At 73.9% G+C, this 16448-nt stretch carries 15 protein-coding genes and 1 other RNA gene; 2 read left to right on the top strand and 14 right to left on the bottom strand.

The window, feature by feature from the left end:
* Positions 1-60: 60 nt before the first annotated feature.
* The 4 genes from KG103_RS06445 to KG103_RS06430 all read right to left on the bottom strand — a co-directional run bounded on the left by KG103_RS06445 (position 61) and on the right by KG103_RS06430 (position 2973).
* Entirely contained in the window at positions 61-1311 is a 1251-nt protein-coding gene (locus KG103_RS06445; protein ID WP_207340699.1) for a BaiN/RdsA family NAD(P)/FAD-dependent oxidoreductase, read from the bottom strand.
* 255 nt (positions 1312-1566) lie between these two features.
* Positions 1567-1934: a transfer-messenger RNA gene (gene ssrA / locus KG103_RS06440) on the bottom strand.
* Between the two features lie 173 nt (positions 1935-2107).
* Positions 2108-2689, bottom strand: coding sequence for a hypothetical protein (locus KG103_RS06435; protein ID WP_207340700.1), 582 nt, complete (start codon positions 2687-2689; stop codon positions 2108-2110).
* A 143-nt stretch (positions 2690-2832) separates the two neighbouring features.
* Positions 2833-2973, bottom strand: a complete 141-nt coding sequence (locus tag KG103_RS06430; RefSeq protein ID WP_207340701.1) for a hypothetical protein — start codon at positions 2971-2973, stop codon at positions 2833-2835.
* Positions 2974-3129: 156 nt separating this feature from the next.
* Between KG103_RS06430 and KG103_RS06425 the strand changes: the two genes are divergently transcribed.
* Positions 3130-4191 (top strand): ATP-dependent DNA ligase, encoded by a 1062-nt coding sequence (locus KG103_RS06425; protein ID WP_207340702.1) that lies wholly within the window; start codon positions 3130-3132, stop codon positions 4189-4191.
* A gap of 19 nt (positions 4192-4210) precedes the next feature.
* Here the strand turns inward: KG103_RS06425 and KG103_RS06420 are convergent, their stop codons facing one another.
* The 3 genes from KG103_RS06420 to KG103_RS06410 all read right to left on the bottom strand — a co-directional run bounded on the left by KG103_RS06420 (position 4211) and on the right by KG103_RS06410 (position 7011).
* Positions 4211-5008, bottom strand: a complete 798-nt coding sequence (locus KG103_RS06420; RefSeq protein ID WP_207340703.1) for a YwiC-like family protein — start codon at positions 5006-5008, stop codon at positions 4211-4213.
* A 56-nt stretch (positions 5009-5064) separates the two neighbouring features.
* Positions 5065-5301: a DUF6480 family protein gene (locus KG103_RS06415; RefSeq protein WP_207340704.1), complete on the bottom strand. Its 237-nt coding sequence runs from the start codon at positions 5299-5301 to the stop codon at positions 5065-5067.
* 102 nt (positions 5302-5403) lie between these two features.
* Positions 5404-7011: a RecQ family ATP-dependent DNA helicase gene (locus KG103_RS06410; RefSeq protein WP_264758261.1), complete on the bottom strand. Its 1608-nt coding sequence runs from the start codon at positions 7009-7011 to the stop codon at positions 5404-5406.
* Between the two features lie 194 nt (positions 7012-7205).
* Between KG103_RS06410 and KG103_RS06405 the strand changes: the two genes are divergently transcribed.
* Positions 7206-8561 (top strand): NAD(P)/FAD-dependent oxidoreductase, encoded by a 1356-nt coding sequence (locus tag KG103_RS06405; protein WP_207340706.1) that lies wholly within the window; start codon positions 7206-7208, stop codon positions 8559-8561.
* A 27-nt stretch (positions 8562-8588) separates the two neighbouring features.
* Here KG103_RS06405 and KG103_RS06400 read toward each other — a convergent pair whose 3' ends face one another.
* From KG103_RS06400 to KG103_RS06370, 7 genes are all read right to left on the bottom strand, one after another.
* On the bottom strand, positions 8589-10472 hold the full coding sequence (locus tag KG103_RS06400) for a DUF2207 domain-containing protein (RefSeq protein ID WP_249670824.1): 1884 nt from the start codon (positions 10470-10472) through the stop codon (positions 8589-8591).
* 29 nt (positions 10473-10501) lie between these two features.
* Positions 10502-10978 carry an SsrA-binding protein SmpB gene (gene smpB / locus KG103_RS06395; RefSeq protein ID WP_089801352.1) on the bottom strand — a complete coding sequence of 159 codons (477 nt, stop codon included), beginning with the start codon at positions 10976-10978 and terminating at the stop codon, positions 10502-10504.
* 140 nt (positions 10979-11118) lie between these two features.
* Positions 11119-12540 carry a M23 family metallopeptidase gene (locus tag KG103_RS06390; protein ID WP_243656366.1) on the bottom strand — a complete coding sequence of 474 codons (1422 nt, stop codon included), beginning with the start codon at positions 12538-12540 and terminating at the stop codon, positions 11119-11121.
* 2 nt (positions 12541-12542) lie between these two features.
* Positions 12543-13457 (bottom strand): permease-like cell division protein FtsX, encoded by a 915-nt coding sequence (ftsX, locus tag KG103_RS06385; protein ID WP_207340708.1) that lies wholly within the window; start codon positions 13455-13457, stop codon positions 12543-12545.
* Positions 13458-13468: 11 nt separating this feature from the next.
* Positions 13469-14158, bottom strand: coding sequence for a cell division ATP-binding protein FtsE (ftsE, locus tag KG103_RS06380; protein WP_089801348.1), 690 nt, complete (start codon positions 14156-14158; stop codon positions 13469-13471).
* 202 nt (positions 14159-14360) lie between these two features.
* Positions 14361-15476: a peptide chain release factor 2 gene (gene prfB / locus KG103_RS06375; protein WP_207340709.1), complete on the bottom strand. Its 1116-nt coding sequence runs from the start codon at positions 15474-15476 to the stop codon at positions 14361-14363.
* 43 nt (positions 15477-15519) lie between these two features.
* On the bottom strand, positions 15520-16404 hold the full coding sequence (locus KG103_RS06370) for a universal stress protein (protein WP_207340710.1): 885 nt from the start codon (positions 16402-16404) through the stop codon (positions 15520-15522).
* Positions 16405-16448 lie beyond the last annotated feature (44 nt).

The following is a 16448-nucleotide window of genomic DNA, read 5'->3' as shown; positions in this document are numbered from 1 at the left end:
GCGGCCGTGGGACCTGCTCGATCGTGGACACGCCTCACCGGGTCCGCGGGACGGCCGGGGTCAGACGTGCGCGGCACCCCCGGCGCCGTGCCCCACGGGCGCGCCCCCGAGCCGCGCCAGGGCGCCGTGCGCCGCGACGACCCCCGTGCTGAACGACGCCTGCAGCAGGTAGCCGCCGGTGGGCGCCTCCCAGTCGAGCATCTCGCCGGCGACGAACGTGCCCGGCAGCGCGCGCAGCATGAGCGACCCGTCGACCTGCGACCACGCGATGCCGCCCGCGGTCGAGATCGCCTTGCCCATCGGCATCGTGTCCGTCACCACGACCGGCACCGCCTTGAGCCGTTCCGCCATGCCGGAGGACGGCAGCGCTCCGGCACGGGCCTCGCGGAGCAGGCCGATGCCGGCGGGGTCGAGGCCGACCGTGCGACGCAACCAGCTCGACCCCGAGTCCTTCGGCCGGCGTCGCTGCAGCCGCTCGTCGAGCTGCGCCACGGTGAGGTCCGGACGCAGGTCGACCTCCACGACGCAGCGGCCCTGCGCGTCGAGGACCTCCCGGATCGCGGCACCGAGCGCGTAGACCGGTCCCCCCTCGAGACCGGTGCTCGTGAGCATCGCGTCGCCGCGCACCCGCACTCCGGGACGTCCGCGGACCGTCAGCGCGACGTTCTTCAGCGGCGTCCCGGCGAACCGCTGCGCGAACACCTCGGTCCATGCGACGCGGACCCCGACGTTGGCCGCCCGCAGCGGCGTCACCTCGATCCCGCGCTCCGTGAAGGGCCCGACCCAGTCGCCGTCGGCCCCCAGCCGCGGCCAGGACGCACCCCCGAGTGCGAAGACCGTCACGTCCGCGCCCACCTCGGACGTCGTCCCGTCCGCCCCGGTGAACCGTGACGCCCCGTCCGGCGACCAACCGACCCACCGCCGCCGCTTCTCGATCCGTACGCCGAGCTCCGCCAGCCGCGCGAGCCACGCCCGCATCAGGGGCGTCGCCCGGAACGAGCGAGGGAAGACCCGACCGCTCGACCCGACGACGGTCTCCTCCCCCAGGCCCGCGCACCACGCACGCAGGTCCCCCGGGCCGAACACGTCGAGCATCGGCCGCAACCGGTCTGCGGCCGCGCCGTACCGGGCGACGAAGGCGTCACGCCCCTCGGTGTGCGTGATGTTCAGGCCGCCGTGCCCGGCCAGCAGGAACTTGCGCCCCACCGACGGCATCCGGTCGTGCACCACGACGTCGACGCCGGCGCGCGCCAGCACCTCGGCGGCGATCAGGCCGGCCGGTCCACCACCGACGACGGTGGCGGTGGTCATCGGCGGGGACGGACGCGGCGGTCGTGTGTCGGCACCGGGCGAACGTAGCGGACCGGCGGGCGACCGCCGTCACCTGACGTGCACGTGGCTCACGCGCCGTTCGGCATCGTGAGCGCGCGGGCCACGCACGACGACGCCGAAGTCGACGACGAGCCGCCGCAGGACTGAGCAGAGAACGCTCGAGGCCCGCCCCCAGACGGGGACGGGCCTCGATGCAATCGGCGAAGAGTGCCTTCGCGTTCGACGAAGACCTCGACGTGGAGGTGGCGGGAATCGAACCCGCGTCCGATGACGTGGGACCAGGGCTTCTCCGGGTGCAGTCCGCAGTAGATTTTCTCAGCCCCCACGATCACGCGGACAAGACGTGGACGGGCTCAGTCGGCTGAGAGTCCCGCCCGCCCCACCGACGAGGACGGACAGCAGTGGCTCTCTAGATGACGCCGGGAACTAGATCGAGAGCATGTCTAGGCCGACGGACTTCGAAGCCTCGCTCAGGCGGCGAGGGCGAAGTCGGTGCGCTTGGAATCGGCACCTATGAGTTGCACGGAGCGTTTACGAGATAACCGTGCATCCTCGACCCGCTTCACCTGGCTCGACGATCACCGTCGAAACCGATCACCCCCATGGGTGTATGCACTTGTCAAGATCGCCGTCCGCCCTGGTGGGGCGGCAGGCGTGGACCAGCGTACGTCACAACGTCCGCCGGTGTCATGGTCATTCCCGCCTGCGCCGGCGCGGGCCGACGGCACCGGACAGCGCACCCCACGGTGCGGCCCGGTGCCGTGCGCGGCCCACGTCACGCCTGGCCGGCCGGGTCCTGCTCCGGCGTCGCGTCCTGCGACGGAGCGTCGGACGACTCGTCCTGCGGGGCGTCCGAGCGGTCGCGCGGCGAACGACCCGGGCGCTCGTCGGTCGAGCCCGCGTCCTCGTCCGGACGGACCTGCGACCGACCCTCCGACGCGTCGCCGTCCTGCGCCGACGGACCCGCGCCGCGGTCACCACGGTCACCGTGCTCGCCGCGCCCACCGGGCCGCTGCCCGTCGAAGCCGCCTCGCTCGCCCCCGCCGAAACGCTCGCCCTGCCACTCCTGGTGCATCCCGCGGTCGTCGCCGCGGTCGTCGTGCATGGCCAGCGCCACGGTGCCGCCGCCGATGACCAGGCCGAGGACCAGGGCGCCGCCACCGATCAGCGACGTCGCCAGCACGCTCAGGCTGCGGCCCTTGCCCTTGCCCTTCTCCGACGCGGGCTCGACGGGCGTCCCGCCCGGCACCGGGTCCGTCACGGGTGCGACCGGCTGAGCGGCCGCGGGCTGCGCCGGCGTCGTGGTCTCCGGGGTCGCCGCGGCGTCGGCCGGGCGGTTCCTCGTCGTGTCCTCCATGCTGCTGCTCCTTCCGTCGGCGCCCCGACGGCGCCTGCTGCATGACAGGACACCTCCCTGATCCTGGAACGTGCTGAGATCGACCTAGGACCCACCTGTGGACCGGACGGCGCACCGGTGGGACGCCGGCGACGGGGACGTGGTCAGCGCGCCCCGGGCCGTCCGGCCGGGCCGCCTCGACGCGTGACCTTCGCCAGGAGCTCCTTGGCCCTGCGCTGGTTCTCCGGCTTCGCCATCTCGCGCCGGGCGATCTGTGCCGCCTTCAGCGCGAGTCCGCTCTTCATCGCTCTGCCCAGGTATCCCATGGCTGTCCACCTCCGTGGTCGTGGCGTCCCACCGTAGGGCGGCATGCGCGGCGGCGCGCGCCGGGGCCGGGCGTGCCCGTCCTCCGGATCGCGCGCCCCGGTGCACATGTCGGTGCCGTCCTCCACGATGGCCTCATGGACCTGCCGGTGATGCCGCCCGTCGCGCCGATGCTCGCGAAGTCGGTCAAGGAGATCCCCGACACCGGGCACGTCGAGCCGAAGTGGGACGGCTTCCGCACGATCGTGTTCCGCGACGGTGACGACGTGGAGCTCGGCAGCCGCAACGAGAAGCCGATGACCCGTTACTTCCCCGAGCTGGTCGAGTCGCTGAAGGCGAACCTGCCGGAGCGGTGCGTCGTCGACGGCGAGATCGTCCTGGTCTCCGGCGACCGCCTCGACTTCGACGCCCTGCAACAGCGCATCCACCCGGCGGCCAGCCGGGTGAAGCTCCTGGCGGAGCAGACACCCACGTCGTTCGTCGCGTTCGACCTGCTGGCCCTCGGCGACGAGGACCTCACGCACCGGCCGTTCTCGGAGCGCCGTGCGCTCCTGGTCGACGCGCTCGCCGGCGCCCGTCCCCCGGTCCACGTCACGCGCGCCACCTCCGACATGGCCGAGGCCCAGGCGTGGTTCCGGCAGTTCGAGGGGGCCGGCCTCGACGGCGTCGTCGCCAAGCCGCTGGGCGCGCCGTACCAGCAGGACAAGCGGGCGATGTTCAAGATCAAGCACGAGCGCACGGCCGACTGCGTCGTCGCCGGCTTCCGGTGGCACAAGTCCGGCGACGTGGTCGGCTCGCTGCTGCTGGGCCTGTGGAACGACGAGGGCCACCTGCAGCACGTCGGTGTCAGCGCGTCGTTCCCGATGGCCCGCCGGCGCACCCTGCTCGACGACCTCGCGCCCTACCGGGACGTCGACCTGGCCGACCACCCGTGGGGCGCCTGGGCGGACCAGGCCGCGCACGCCGACCGACGCATGCCCGGTGCGGTGAGCCGCTGGAGCGCGGGCAAGGACCTGTCGTTCGTCCCGCTGCGCCCCGAGCTGGTCGTGGAGGTCGCGTACGACCACATGGAGGGCGACCGCTTCCGCCACACCGCGCAGTTCCGCCGGTGGCGGCCGGACCGTGAGCCCCGCTCGTGCACCTACGCCCAGCTCGACGAGCCGGTCCGGTACGACCTGGCCGACGTCCTCGGCCCCTGAGATCCCGGTACGGCGTCGCTCACACGGCGAGCAGCACGGCCGCCGTCACGGCGAGGGTCGCGACGACCTCCCCCGCACCGATCACCGCCGGCCGCACCTGCGGCCACCGGTGCGGCACCAGCCAGGCACGCAGCGCCAGCAGCGCGCCCACGAACCCGAGCAGCGGATGCACCAGTGCCCCCGCCGCGGCGGCCACCACGTGGTAGACCACGGAACCCCGCAGGACCCGCGGGTCGTCCCGCTCACGGATCAGCGACTTCACGTACGGCACGGTCCCGAGGAAGTACACGGCCAGCACCACGGTGGCGGTCCACACGGCACCGGACCGCGGGTCGCCGGTACCCAGGCCCGCGGCCACCGGCGTGAGCAGCGCGGCCGCGAGCACGGTGACGGTGTCGTTCCACCACGAGCGGTCGGCGCGGCGCAGCGAGGCGTAGAGGCTCACGCCGAGCAGCGGGGCGAACGCCGGCGCCCACAGCAGCAGGTGCGGCGCGACGCCGAGCAGGACCCCGAGCAGCATCAGACCGGCGGCGCCGTACACCGCGACCGGCGCCCGGTAGCGGACCTTGCGCCCCGACCTCAGCCACAGCCCGGCGGCGTGGTACGCGAGGTACCCGACCAGCCAGGCGACCAGCAGCAGCACGTGCCGCCACGACCACCCGCCGAGGACCCCGCCGACGACCGGCGGGACGACGAGCATCGCCCACGCACCGTGCTGGCGCGGCACCCAGCCCGGACCGGGCCGTCGGCGGCGGGGGCGCGCAGGGCGCACGTCGCGGACCGGCGCCGGGGACGAGGCCGGGGTGGAGGCGCTCATCCCGGCAGGCTAGGGCGCGGCACCCGCGGCCACCTGGGCCCCAGGTCCGTGCTCCGTCAGTCCGCCAGGCCGATCGCGTACCCGACGAAGAACAGCACGGCGAATGCCACGACGACGCCGATGATCACGTAGGCCGCCCAGTTGGCGCCCCGCGACCCGGTCGCGGGCTGGTGGTCGGACGCACCGGACGTCGACGACTCCCCCGGCGGTGTGTCACCGGGAGCCACGGAGCCGCCCGGCTCCAGGCCGGGCGTGGTGGCCGGGTCGGGGTCGGGGCTCGTCGGTGTACTCATGCCGCTCCTCCTGTCGTGCCGTCGTCCCACGGTGCGGGACGTGCGGCGACCCGGCAACCGCAGGAGCCGCACGGATCGCCTCCGTCGCGCGCTGCGCGGGTCTCAGCCGTCGACCAGCGCGAGCAGCTCGGCGTCCAGGGCGATCTGCGTGTCCAGGGTGACGTAGCCCCGCTCCTCGAACAGGACCGTGACCCGCTCGGGCTCCACGACGCTCACCGTGCCGGCCCCGAACTCCCGGTGCCGCACCTCCTGCCCGGGGCGGACGGCCCCCTCGGCGACGGCCAGGGACGTGCCCGCGTCACAGCTGTCGCAGCGGCCGCACGGCTCGGTGCGCTCCTCCCCCAGCAGCTCCAGCAGCAGGCGGCGCCGGCAGTCGGTCGTGTCGGTGTAGGACCGGACGAGCTCGACCCGCGACGCCTCCAGCCGGGCGCGCCGCTCACCCTGCTCGTGCACCTGCTCCAGGACGGTGCGCGGGTCGGCGTCGGCGACCAGCGACACGCGCCCGTCGTCGTGCCGGACCGCCCCGACCTGCTCGAGCGTCGCGAGGGCACGGACGACGGTGCGACGTGCGAGCCCCGCGCGCTCCGCGAGCACCTGCTGGCCCACGGGGCCCTCCGCCAGCGCGGTCAGCACCTTCGCCAGCGTGCCGGGACGCGGGCCGCCGCCACCGCGCTGGTACCGGGCCAGTGCGTGGTCCTCGGCACGGTGCAGCACCAGGCCCCGGGCAGGCTCACCGTCCCGGCCGGCCCGCCCGACCTCCTGGTAGTACTGGTCGAGCGTGGCGGGCGGCCCCGCGTGCACGACGAGGCGCACGTCGGCGCGGTCGATCCCCATGCCGAACGCGGACGTCGCGACGACGACGTCGTGCCGGCCGGCCAGGAAGGCGTCCTGCGTGGCGGCCCGCTCCGCCGCCGGCAGACCCGCGTGGTAGACCAGCGCGGGCCGCACGTCCGCGAGCCGCTCGGCCAGCCGCTCGCAGTGCGCCCGGGTCCGGGCGTAGACGATCACCGGACCCGGCTCCGCGGCGACCTCGGCGACCACGCCGGCGTCCCGCTCGTCCTCCGTCGCGGTCGGCCGCGCGCCCAGCCAGATGTTGGGCCGGTCGGCGTCGTGCACCAGCACGCGCGGTTCCCGCATGCCCAGGAGCCGCACGATCTCGTCGCGCACGTGCGTGGACGCCGTCGCCGTCAGCGCCAGGATGCGCGGTGCACCGAGCCGTCGCGTCGCGGCACCGACCAGCAGGTAGTCGGGCCGGAAGTCGTGGCCCCACTCGGCGACGCAGTGCGCCTCGTCCACGACGACGAGACCCACGTCGGCGCCCGTCAGCGCCTCGAGGACCACCTCGCGCTGGAGCTGCTCGGGCCCCAGGAGCAGCACGTCGAGGTCGCCGGACGCGGCCGCGGCCAGGGCGTCGCGCTGCTGGGCGGCGGTCCGCACCGAGCTCACGGACGACACCCGCAGCCCGGACTCCCGCAGGGCCCGCTCCTGGTCGCGCTGCAGCGCGATCAACGGCGACACCACCACGGTGAGCCGCGCCGCGACGAGGGTCGCGATCGCGTACACCGCGGTCTTGCCCGCACCCGTGCGGGCCACCAGCACCGTGTCATGGGTGTCGAGCCCCGCGAGGGCGTCGCGCTGCGCCTGCCGCAGCGCGGTTCCCTCGCCCAGCACCCGGCCCACGGCCTCGTCCAGCTCCCGGTCCTCGGTCACGCCCACCGTCCCTCTCGTCGGATCCGGGGTGATGTCTACCCGCGGCGGCGCCCGCGCGCGCGGTGAGCGCGGTCCCGTCGCCGTGCAGCCACAGGTGTCGCGCCCACCGCGCGGGTGCCGTGCCGGGCCCGTACCGTCGGGACCGGTGGCGCGCCGCGAAGCCCGCGGCCCGGCCCGGGCTCAGGAGGTCTCGCATGAGGACGACGCGACGCCCCCACGACGTGGTCGTCGTGGGCTCCGGGTTCGGCGGGCTGTTCGCGACCCGCGCGCTGGCCGACGTGCCGGGTGTGCGCGTCACCGTGGTCAGCGGCGTGAACCACCACCTGTTCCAGCCGCTGCTGTACCAGGTCGCGACCGGCATCCTCTCCTCGGGCGAGATCGCTCCCGCGACCCGCGACGTGCTGCGGCGTCAACGCAACGCGCGCGTCCTGCTCGGGGTCGTCGAGGACGTGGACCTGGAGGCCCGCGAGGTCGTCCACCGGTCCGTCCTCGGCCTGCGCCGCACCCGGTTCGACTCGCTCGTGGTGGCCGCGGGCGCCGGTCAGTCGTACTTCGGCGCCGACCAGTTCGCCGAGCACGCCCCGGGTCTGAAGAGCCTGGACGACGCGCTCGAGGTCCGTGCCCGGATCCTCGGCGCCTTCGAGCTGGCGGAGCTCTCGGGCGACGACGACACCGTCGACCGGCTGCTGACGTTCGTCGTCGTCGGGGCCGGGCCGACGGGTGTCGAGATGGCCGGGCAGGTCGCCGAGCTGGCGCACCGGGTACTGCGCGGCCAGTTCCGCCGCATCGACCCGACGCGTGCCCGCGTGCTGCTCGTCGACCCCCTCCCCCAGGTGCTGCCCGGGTACCCGGAGCGCCTGTCCACCGCCGCGGCGACCGAGCTCGTGCGCGTCGGTGTCGAGGTCTGGACGGGCTGGAAGGTCGTGGACGTCGACGAGCTGACCGTCACGGTCGAGAACGGCGACGGGCACCGGCGGACCGTGCCGTCCGCCTGCAAGGTCTGGGCGGCCGGCGTGGCCGGGGCACCGATCGGGCGGGTGCTCGCCGACCGTGCGGGGGTCGAGACGGACCGCGCCGGGCGTGTCCCGGTCGAGCCGGACTGCTCGCTGCCGGGCCACCCCGAGGTGTTCGTCGTCGGGGACCTCATGCTCAACGGCAGGCTGCCGGGTGTCGCGCAGGTCGCCATCCAGAGCGGCCGGCACGCGGCCGACCAGATCCGCCGGCGGGTGCAGGGCGAGCCGACCGGGCAGCCGTTCGTCTACCGGGACAAGGGCAGCATGTCGACCGTGTCCCGGTTCTTCGCCGTTGCGCAGGTGGGGCCCGTGCGCACGGCCGGCGTCACGGCGTGGGCGCTGTGGCTGGGCGTCCACCTGGTGTACCTGGTGGGGTTCAAGAACCGCCTGACGACGCTCCTGCACTGGGCCGTCTCGTTCGTCGGCCGCGGCCGTGCCGAGCGCGCGTCGACCTGGCAGCAGGTGGTGGCCCGCAACGCGCTGCGGCAGACGGGTGAGGCCGCGCCGGCGTCACCCGGCGAGGGCTCCGCAGCCTGAGCGCACGGCCCGGACGCGGCCGGCGGCTCACCAGCCGCCGCCACCCCCGCCGCCGACGCCCCCGCCGGAGAACCCACCGCCGCCGAGCCCGGAGCCACCCGACGTCCCGGGCGTGGGTGCGCTGATCGCCGCCGTGGTGATCGACTCGAACCTGTCGATCGCACCGACGAACCCGGTGCCCCAGAACCCTGTGCCGTACGCGTACGTGCCGACGTACCACGTGGGGGCGGCGACCACCACGCCCTGCGCCGCGAGCTCGGCGAACACGCGCGACCAGCGGTCCGCGAGGCCGAAGACGATCGCGTAGGGCAGGTACCGGCTGAAGATGTCCTGCCCCTCCTCGAACCGGATCTGGTTCGCCTCGGCGGTCGCCAGGTAGCGGCGGAAGCCGAGCGCCTGGGCGAGCACCGCGGTGCCGTCCGCCGTGCGGGCGGGCGCCGAGCCGCTGAGCACGAGGACCAGGATGCCGACCAGCAGCAGCGCGACGCCGACGAGCGCGAGACCGGGCACGACACCGACCGCCATGCCGATCATGAGGCCGAGCCCGCCGACCACGGCGAGCAGGACGCCCACGACGATCCACGCGGTGCGCACGCTCTTCGGGTTGGCGCGGAACCACCCCACGCTGGTCACGTGCTGGTACAGCATGTCCTGCACCTTGGCCAGCGACGCCGCGAAGGTCGTCCGCAGCTCCGAGAGCCGGACCTCGTCACCCGTGCGGAAGAGGTCGCCGAGCAGCGTGGCCTCGAACGGCAGCAGGCCCTCGGTGCCGGACCGCAGTCGCACGAGCGTCCAGTCCTTCGGCTTCTTCCCGGGCTTCGAGCGCGGCACCTCCTCGATGCGCAACCATCCGCGCACGGCCAGGTCGATGATCGTGGCGGTCACATCCACGGGGTCGGCCTTCTCGTCGACGAGCGTGCCGATCTCCCCCGGCCGCGTCCCCTCGGGCGGCTGGAACTCCACGCTCACGGGCGTGCGGCGGTCGCGGTGCCCGGTCGGCACCTCCATGCCCGCGGCCGGTCGCAGGCCCGGGGTCAGGCCCAGGTACGCGCGGTCCCGGCCGGTCCGGCGGACCTTGCTCACCGCCAGCCCGCCGCCGAGCAGCACGATCACGGCGGCGATCGCACCGCCCACGCTCGCAGGACGCAGCGGCAGCAGCGGGTCCGGCTTGTCGCGCAGGATCGGCTGCACGCCGGGGAACGTGCCGCCCGGCCACCCCGTGACCGTGGTGAGCTGGTCACCGACCGGGACGACGTCCTGCGTGAACGTCGCGGAGTCACCCGCGGACGTGGCGGAACCGCACGGCGTCGTCGACCCCTCGGGGCCGACGAAGCACGCGACGCCCTCGACGGTGGCCGGCCCCGTGACGGTGACCGACAGGTCCGACAGGGGGATCTCCCAGCCCGGGCCGATGACGTTCCAGTACAGCTCGTCGCCCGAGTGCTGCGCGTTCGCGGGGTTGATCCAGCCCTCGACCGTGAACTCCACCCGGTACGTCTGGACCCCGGAGACGTCGTCGACGTCCTCGTCCCCGATCCGCAGGATCATCGCGGACGTCTCGTCCTCGCGGTTCACGTCGGCCGGGGCGCCCGTGGGGCTCGAGGCCCGCACGTCGCTGAACTCGAAGACGCGGTCCTGCTCGTCGTCGTACGACACGCGCGTGGGGAAGGTCAGGTACGGGCCGTGACCCGGGTCGTCGCCGTAGTCGAAGTCCAGGTCGATCGCGACGGCCACCGTCCCGTCGACGGCAGCCTCGGCCGTGACGTCGTAGCGCGTGATCTCACGGCCGCTGGTCATGTCGCCGGGCGTGCCGGCGGCGAGCGCGACGGGCGGCGCCAGCAGCAGGACGCCGAGCGCGACGACCACGACGAGCGCCAGCACGACGAGCCGTCGTACCGCACGGGAGAGCACAGGGTCGGGTCCGGCTGGTCGTGCGTTCGTCACCGGTCGCGTCGCTCCCTGATCGCTCGCTGCGCCTCGAGGTTGTCCTGCCGCTCGCGCAGCGCCTGTCGCTTGTCCCAGTCCTTCTTGCCGACGGCCAGGGCGATCTCGACCTTCGCCCGGCCGTCGAGGAAGTACAGCGCGAGGGGCACGATCGTGTGCCCCTTCTCGCGCGTGCGCGCCTCCAGGCGCTCGATCTCCTCGCGGTGCAGCAGCATCTTGCGCTTGCGCCGCGGTGCGTGGTTGGTCCACGTGCCCTGGGAGTACTCCGGGATGTGCACCCCGTGCAGCCAGGCCTCGCCGCCCTCGACCTCGCCCCAGCCGTCGACCAGCGAGGCCCGACCGGCGCGCAGCGCCTTGACCTCGGTGCCCGTCAGCACGAGCCCGGCCTCGAGCACGTCCTGGATGAGGTAGTCGTGCCGGGCCTTGCGGTTGGCGGCGACCATCTGGCGGCCGTCGGCCTTCGCCTTCGCCACGGCACGGCCCTCCGTCCTGCTGCTCGTCGGCGGCACGGGGCCGCCGGGTGGGGCGCCCCTCGGGCGCGGCGCGGCGGTTGCCGCGGGGTCGAGCCTACCGGCGGTCCCCGGCCGGCTCCCAGGTCATTGCGACGCTGCCGTCACAGACCCAGGTAGGGCCAGGGGTTCACGGTGCCCCCGTTGAGGTACACCTCGAAGTGCAGGTGGCACGCGGCCGACGTGCCGGTGTTGCCCGCGTAGCCGATGACCTGTCCCGCGCTGACGCGTGCACCGGCACCGACGCTGAACGACGACAGGTGGTTGTAGCTCGACATGAGCGACGAGCCGTTCACCCACCCGTGGTCGACCATGACCTGGTTGCCGTACCCGCCGCGGTACCGGGCCCACTGCACGGTGCCGGACCGGGCGGCGTACACGGGCTCGCCGCACCGGTCGCGCAGGTCGATGCCCGCGTGCAGCCGCCAGTAGCCCAGCACGGGGTGCAGGCGGTTGCCGTACTCCGAGGTCACCACCATCGGGTTGTGCGCCGTGGGGTTGGCGAACAGGGCACCCGGTCGGGCACCTCCGGGCTGGGAGCTGCCGCCACCACCGCCCCCGCCACCACCGCCACCGCCGTTGCCGTTGCCGTTTCCGTTCTGGGCGGCGGCACGGCGCGCGGCCTCCTCCTGCTCGCGCTGCACGCGCTGGGCCTCGACGATCGCGGCGAGCTCGCTCGCGACCTTCGCCCGCTCGGCGTCGTTGGCCGCGACCTGCGCCTCCGCCTCGGACCTGCGCGACTCGATGTCGGCCTTGCGCTGCTGCTGCTCGGCGACCAGCCGCTCGACCTCGGCCTTGGCCGTCTCCGCCTGCGCCTGGGCCTGCCGGGCCTCCTCGAGCTTGACGTCGGCGGCTGCCTTGAGCTCGTCCACCTTCGCGCGGACCGCCGCCTGCCGCGCCTGGGCGTTCTTGTTCCTGGCGGCCAGCTCGGTGAGCTCGTCGAGCACCTGCGTCTGCGTACGCAGGGCGGTCGAGACCATCCCGTACTTCTCGACGAAGTCCTGGGAGCTGTCGGCGTCGAGCACGACGCTCATCCCGGAGACGTCGCGCCCGCCCTTGTACGCCTCGCGCGCCATCTGGCCGATGGCGACCCGGATCTCCTGCTCGCGGGCGTCGTCGACAGCGATCTGCTCGACGATCGCCGCCTCCTCGTCCTGCGCGGCCTGCAGGCGTGCGGCGAGGATCTCGGCCTCGCGCTGCGCGGCCTGGGCGGCGGCGACGGCCGCGTCGAGCGCGGCCTGGGCGGCGGGCAGCTGCGCCTCGACCTCGGCGAGCCGGGTCAGGGCGGCGGCCAGCTCGCCGCTGAGCTCCTCGATCGCCTCGGCGAGGTCCGCGGCACGCTGGTCCGCCGCCTCGGCACGCTGCTCGGCCGCGGCACGCTTGTTGGACAGGTCGTCGGCCACGGCCGGCCCGCCCGCGGCGACGAACGCCGGCGCCGCGACCGCGAGGGCCGCCAGCAGCGCGACGACCGCCTGCAGCGGACGCCGCCGGGCGCCGGTGGAGGGGGTGCGGTCGGGTCGGGGCATGGTCATACCTTCGTGTATCGGCTCAGGGTGACCAGGGACGAGATCGCCGCGAGGACGAACGCGACGACGATCAGCAGCGGGGCGATCGCCAGCACGTCCGACGTCCCGACGTACGGGATCCACGGCACCGACTGGCCCAGCCAGTCCGTGACGAGGTACTCGACCCCCAGCCACAGACCGCCGATCGCCATGGCGGCGCCGAGGGTGGCGGCGATCGCGCCCTCGAGCATGAACGGGAGCTGGATGAACAGGGTCGACGCCCCGACGAGCCGCATGATGCCCGTCTCCCGGCGTCGGCTGAGTGCCGAGAGGCGGATCGTCGTCGTGATGAGCAGCACCGCCGCGAGCAGCATGATCCCCGCCAGGCCGGCTGCGGCCCACGTGGCGCGGTCCAGCACCAGGAAGAGGTTGTCGAACAGGCGGCGCTGGTCCTGCACGGACTCGACGCCCGGCCTGCCGGACACGACGTCGGCGACCACCTGGTACTGCTCGGGGTCGCTCAGCTTGATGCGCAGCGAGGAGTTCATGTCGTCAGCCGTCACGGCCGACGCCCAGAACTGGTCCTGGAACTGCTCCTGGAACGCCTCGTACGCCTGCTGCTTGGACTCCTGGTAGATCTCCTGGACGAAGTCCGCGACCTCGGGGGCGTCGAGGGCGGCGAGCACCTCGGCCCGCTGCTCCTCGGTGACCTCGCCGGCCGCGCACGTCGGCGCGGTGGAGCCCGTGGGGCACAGGAAGACCGAGACCTCGACCTTGTCGTACCAGTCGTCCTTCATCTTCCCGATCTGCGTCTGCAGCAGCGCCGCGGCGCCCAGGAAGGTGAGGCACACGAACGTGACGAGGACGACCGAGATCGTCATCGACAGGTTGCGGCGCAGGCCGATGCCGATCTCGGAGAGGATGAACTGGGCGCGCATGTCCGATCCCCTCAGCGGTCCGAGCCGTAGACGCCGCGCGACTGGTCGCGCACCATCTCGCCCGTGCTCAGCTCGATGACGCGCTTGCGCATCTGGTCGACGATCTCGTCGTCGTGGGTCGCCATCACCACGGTGGTGCCGGTGCGGTTGATGCGGTCGAGCAGGCGCATGATCCCCAGGGACGTCGTCGGGTCGAGGTTGCCGGTGGGCTCGTCGGCCAGCAGGATCGCCGGCCGGTTGACGAAGGCGCGGGCGATCGCCACACGCTGCTGCTCACCGCCCGACAGCTCGTGCGGGCGGCGCTTCTCCTTGCCGGCCAGGCCGACCATGTCCAGCACGTCCGGCACCGTCGTGAGGATGTGGTGCCGCGGCTTGCCGATGACCTGCAGCGCGAACGCGACGTTCTCGAAGACCGTCTTCGTGGGCAGCAGGCGGAAGTCCTGGAAGACCGCGCCGATCTGGCGGCGCAGGTGCGGCACCTTCCAACTCGACAGCGTGCCGAGCTCCTTGCCCGCGACGAACACCCGGCCTGCGGACGCCCGCTCCTCACGGAGCACCAGACGCAGGAACGTCGACTTGCCGGAGCCCGACGCACCCACGAGGAAGACGAACTCACCGCGCTCGACGTCGAGGGACACCCGGTCCAGCGCGGGTCGTGCACCGCGCGCGTAGACCTTCGTCACGTTCTCGAACCGGATCACGACCGACCTCGCCTCGTCCTGCCCCCGGGCGTCGCCGGGGCCGCCCGCGGGCCGCGGGCCTCATCGAGGGTAGGAAGGCCCTCACCCGGACGGGGGCAGGACACGCCGCCGCCCGCCTGTGAATCGGCGCGCAGGACGGACGACCGTCCGACTCGTCCCGGTCCGTCCCGGACGCCGGTCCACGACGCCGGGTGGCGTCCGGTCAGGCGTCGGCGATCTGCTGCCCGCGGCGCCAGCGGATGCCGGCCTCGATGAAGTCGTCGATGTCACCGTCGAACACCGCGGCGGGGTTGCCGACCTCGTGCTCCGTGCGCAGGTCCTTGACCATCTGGTACGGCTGCAGCACGTAGGAGCGCATCTGGTCGCCCCACGACGCCTTGATGTCGCCCGCCATCTCCTTCTTCGCGGCCCGCTCCTCCTCCTGACGCTGCAGGAGCAGGCGCGACTGCAGGACGCGCAGGGCGGCGGCACGGTTCTGGATCTGCGACTTCTCGTTCTGCATGGACACGACGATCCCGGTGGGGATGTGGGTCATGCGCACGGCCGAGTCGGTGGTGTTGACGGACTGCCCGCCGGGCCCGGAGGACCGGAACACGTCGACCTTGATCTCCGACTCGGGGATCTCGATGGAGTCGGTCTGCTCGATGAGCGGGATCACCTCGACGGCGGCGAAGGACGTCTGCCGGCGACCCTGGTTGTCGAACGGGGAGATCCGGACCAGACGGTGCGTGCCGGCCTCGACGGACAGGTGCCCGAACGCGTAGGGCGCCTTGACCTCGAACGTCGCCGACTTCAGCCCCGCCTCCTCGGCGTAGGACGTGTCGAGCACGGACGTGGCGTACCCGTGCCGCTCGGCCCAGCGCAGGTACATGCGCATGAGCATCTCGGCGAAGTCCGCCGCGTCGACGCCGCCGGCACCCGCGCGGATCGTGACGACCGCGTCGCGGATGTCGTACTTGCCGGCCAGCAGCGTGCGGACCTCGAGCTCACCGAGGTCCTTGCGGATCTTGACGAGCTCGGCCTCGGCCTCGGCGAGCGTGTCGGCGTCGTCCTCCTCCGCGGCCATCTCGACGAGCGTCTCCAGGTCGTCGATGCGCCCCCCGAGCCTGGTGACGCGGTCGAGCTCGGACTGCGTCGAGGACAGCGCGCTGGTGACCTTCTGCGCCGCGTCGGGGTCGTCCCACAGGTCGGGGGCGGACGCCTGCTCGGAGAGCACGGCGATCTTCTCCCGCAGCGCGGTGGGGTCGCTCACCGACTGGATCGACTCCAGCGTGGAGCGCAGCTCGCGGATCTCGGCAGGGAAGTCGGTGGTGGCCACGGCCGTCCAGGCTACCCGCTCCGGGGGGCCGGTCCGTCGGCCGTCACTGCGTCACCGTGCGCGAGACCAGCACCGGGCACGCCGCCCGCGCCACGAGCCACTGGCTCACGGAGCCGAGCACGAGGCCCGCCAGCCCGCTGCGGCCGCGCGTGCCGACCACCAGCAGGTCCGCCTTCTCGGCGTGGCGCGCGAGCACGCGCGCTGCGGGACCCTCCTCGACCAGGGTCTCGACCTGCACGTCCGGGTACCGGTCGCGCAGCAGGGTCCGCGCGCGCTCGAGCGAGTCCTCGGCCGCGCGCCGGGCCACGTCGTCGGGCGAGACGTCGGGGTGGTCCCGGACCCAGTCGGCCAGGGAGCGGCCGTGCAGCGGCCCCTGCCAGCACGCGACGACCCGCAGGCGGGCGCCCGTGCGCGCCGCGTACCGGCCGGCCGCCTCCACGGCACCCAGCGCCTGCCGTGACCCGTCGACACCGACGACGACGAGGTCGGTGGGCGCCTCCTCGGGGCTGGTGCGGGGCACGATCACGACCGGGCAGGGCGCGTGCTGCAGCGTCGCCAGGGCGACGGACCCCATGAGCACGCCGGACAGCCGCGCCGACCCCTGCCGGCCCAGGACGATCAGGGGCGCGTCGACGGCACGGTCGACCAGGGCACGGGCGGGTGGCCCGTCGTCGAGCACCGCCTCCACCTCGATGCCCGGCACGGCCTCGCGCGCGACCTGGGCGCCCTCCTCCGCGACCTCGCGCGCACCGTCGCGCACGTACGCGGACGCGGCGCGCGTCGGCGGGGTGTCCAGCTGGCCGGCCAGGCCCCACACGTGCACCACCTGCAGGGGCAGCCCCAGACGCTGGGCAGAGCCTGCCGCCCACCGGACCGCGGCCACCGCCTCGGGTGAGCCGTCGTACCCCGCCACCACGTGCTCGGTCATGGGTGTCCTCCTCGACGTCTCGATCGTCCCGCCGCCGCGCGCCC

The organism is Cellulomonas wangleii (genome assembly GCF_018388445.1).
Lineage (GTDB): Bacteria > Actinomycetota > Actinomycetes > Actinomycetales > Cellulomonadaceae > Cellulomonas > Cellulomonas wangleii.
Note: the sequence above shows the minus strand (reverse complement) of the source record. Positions and strands in the feature narration are given on the sequence as shown.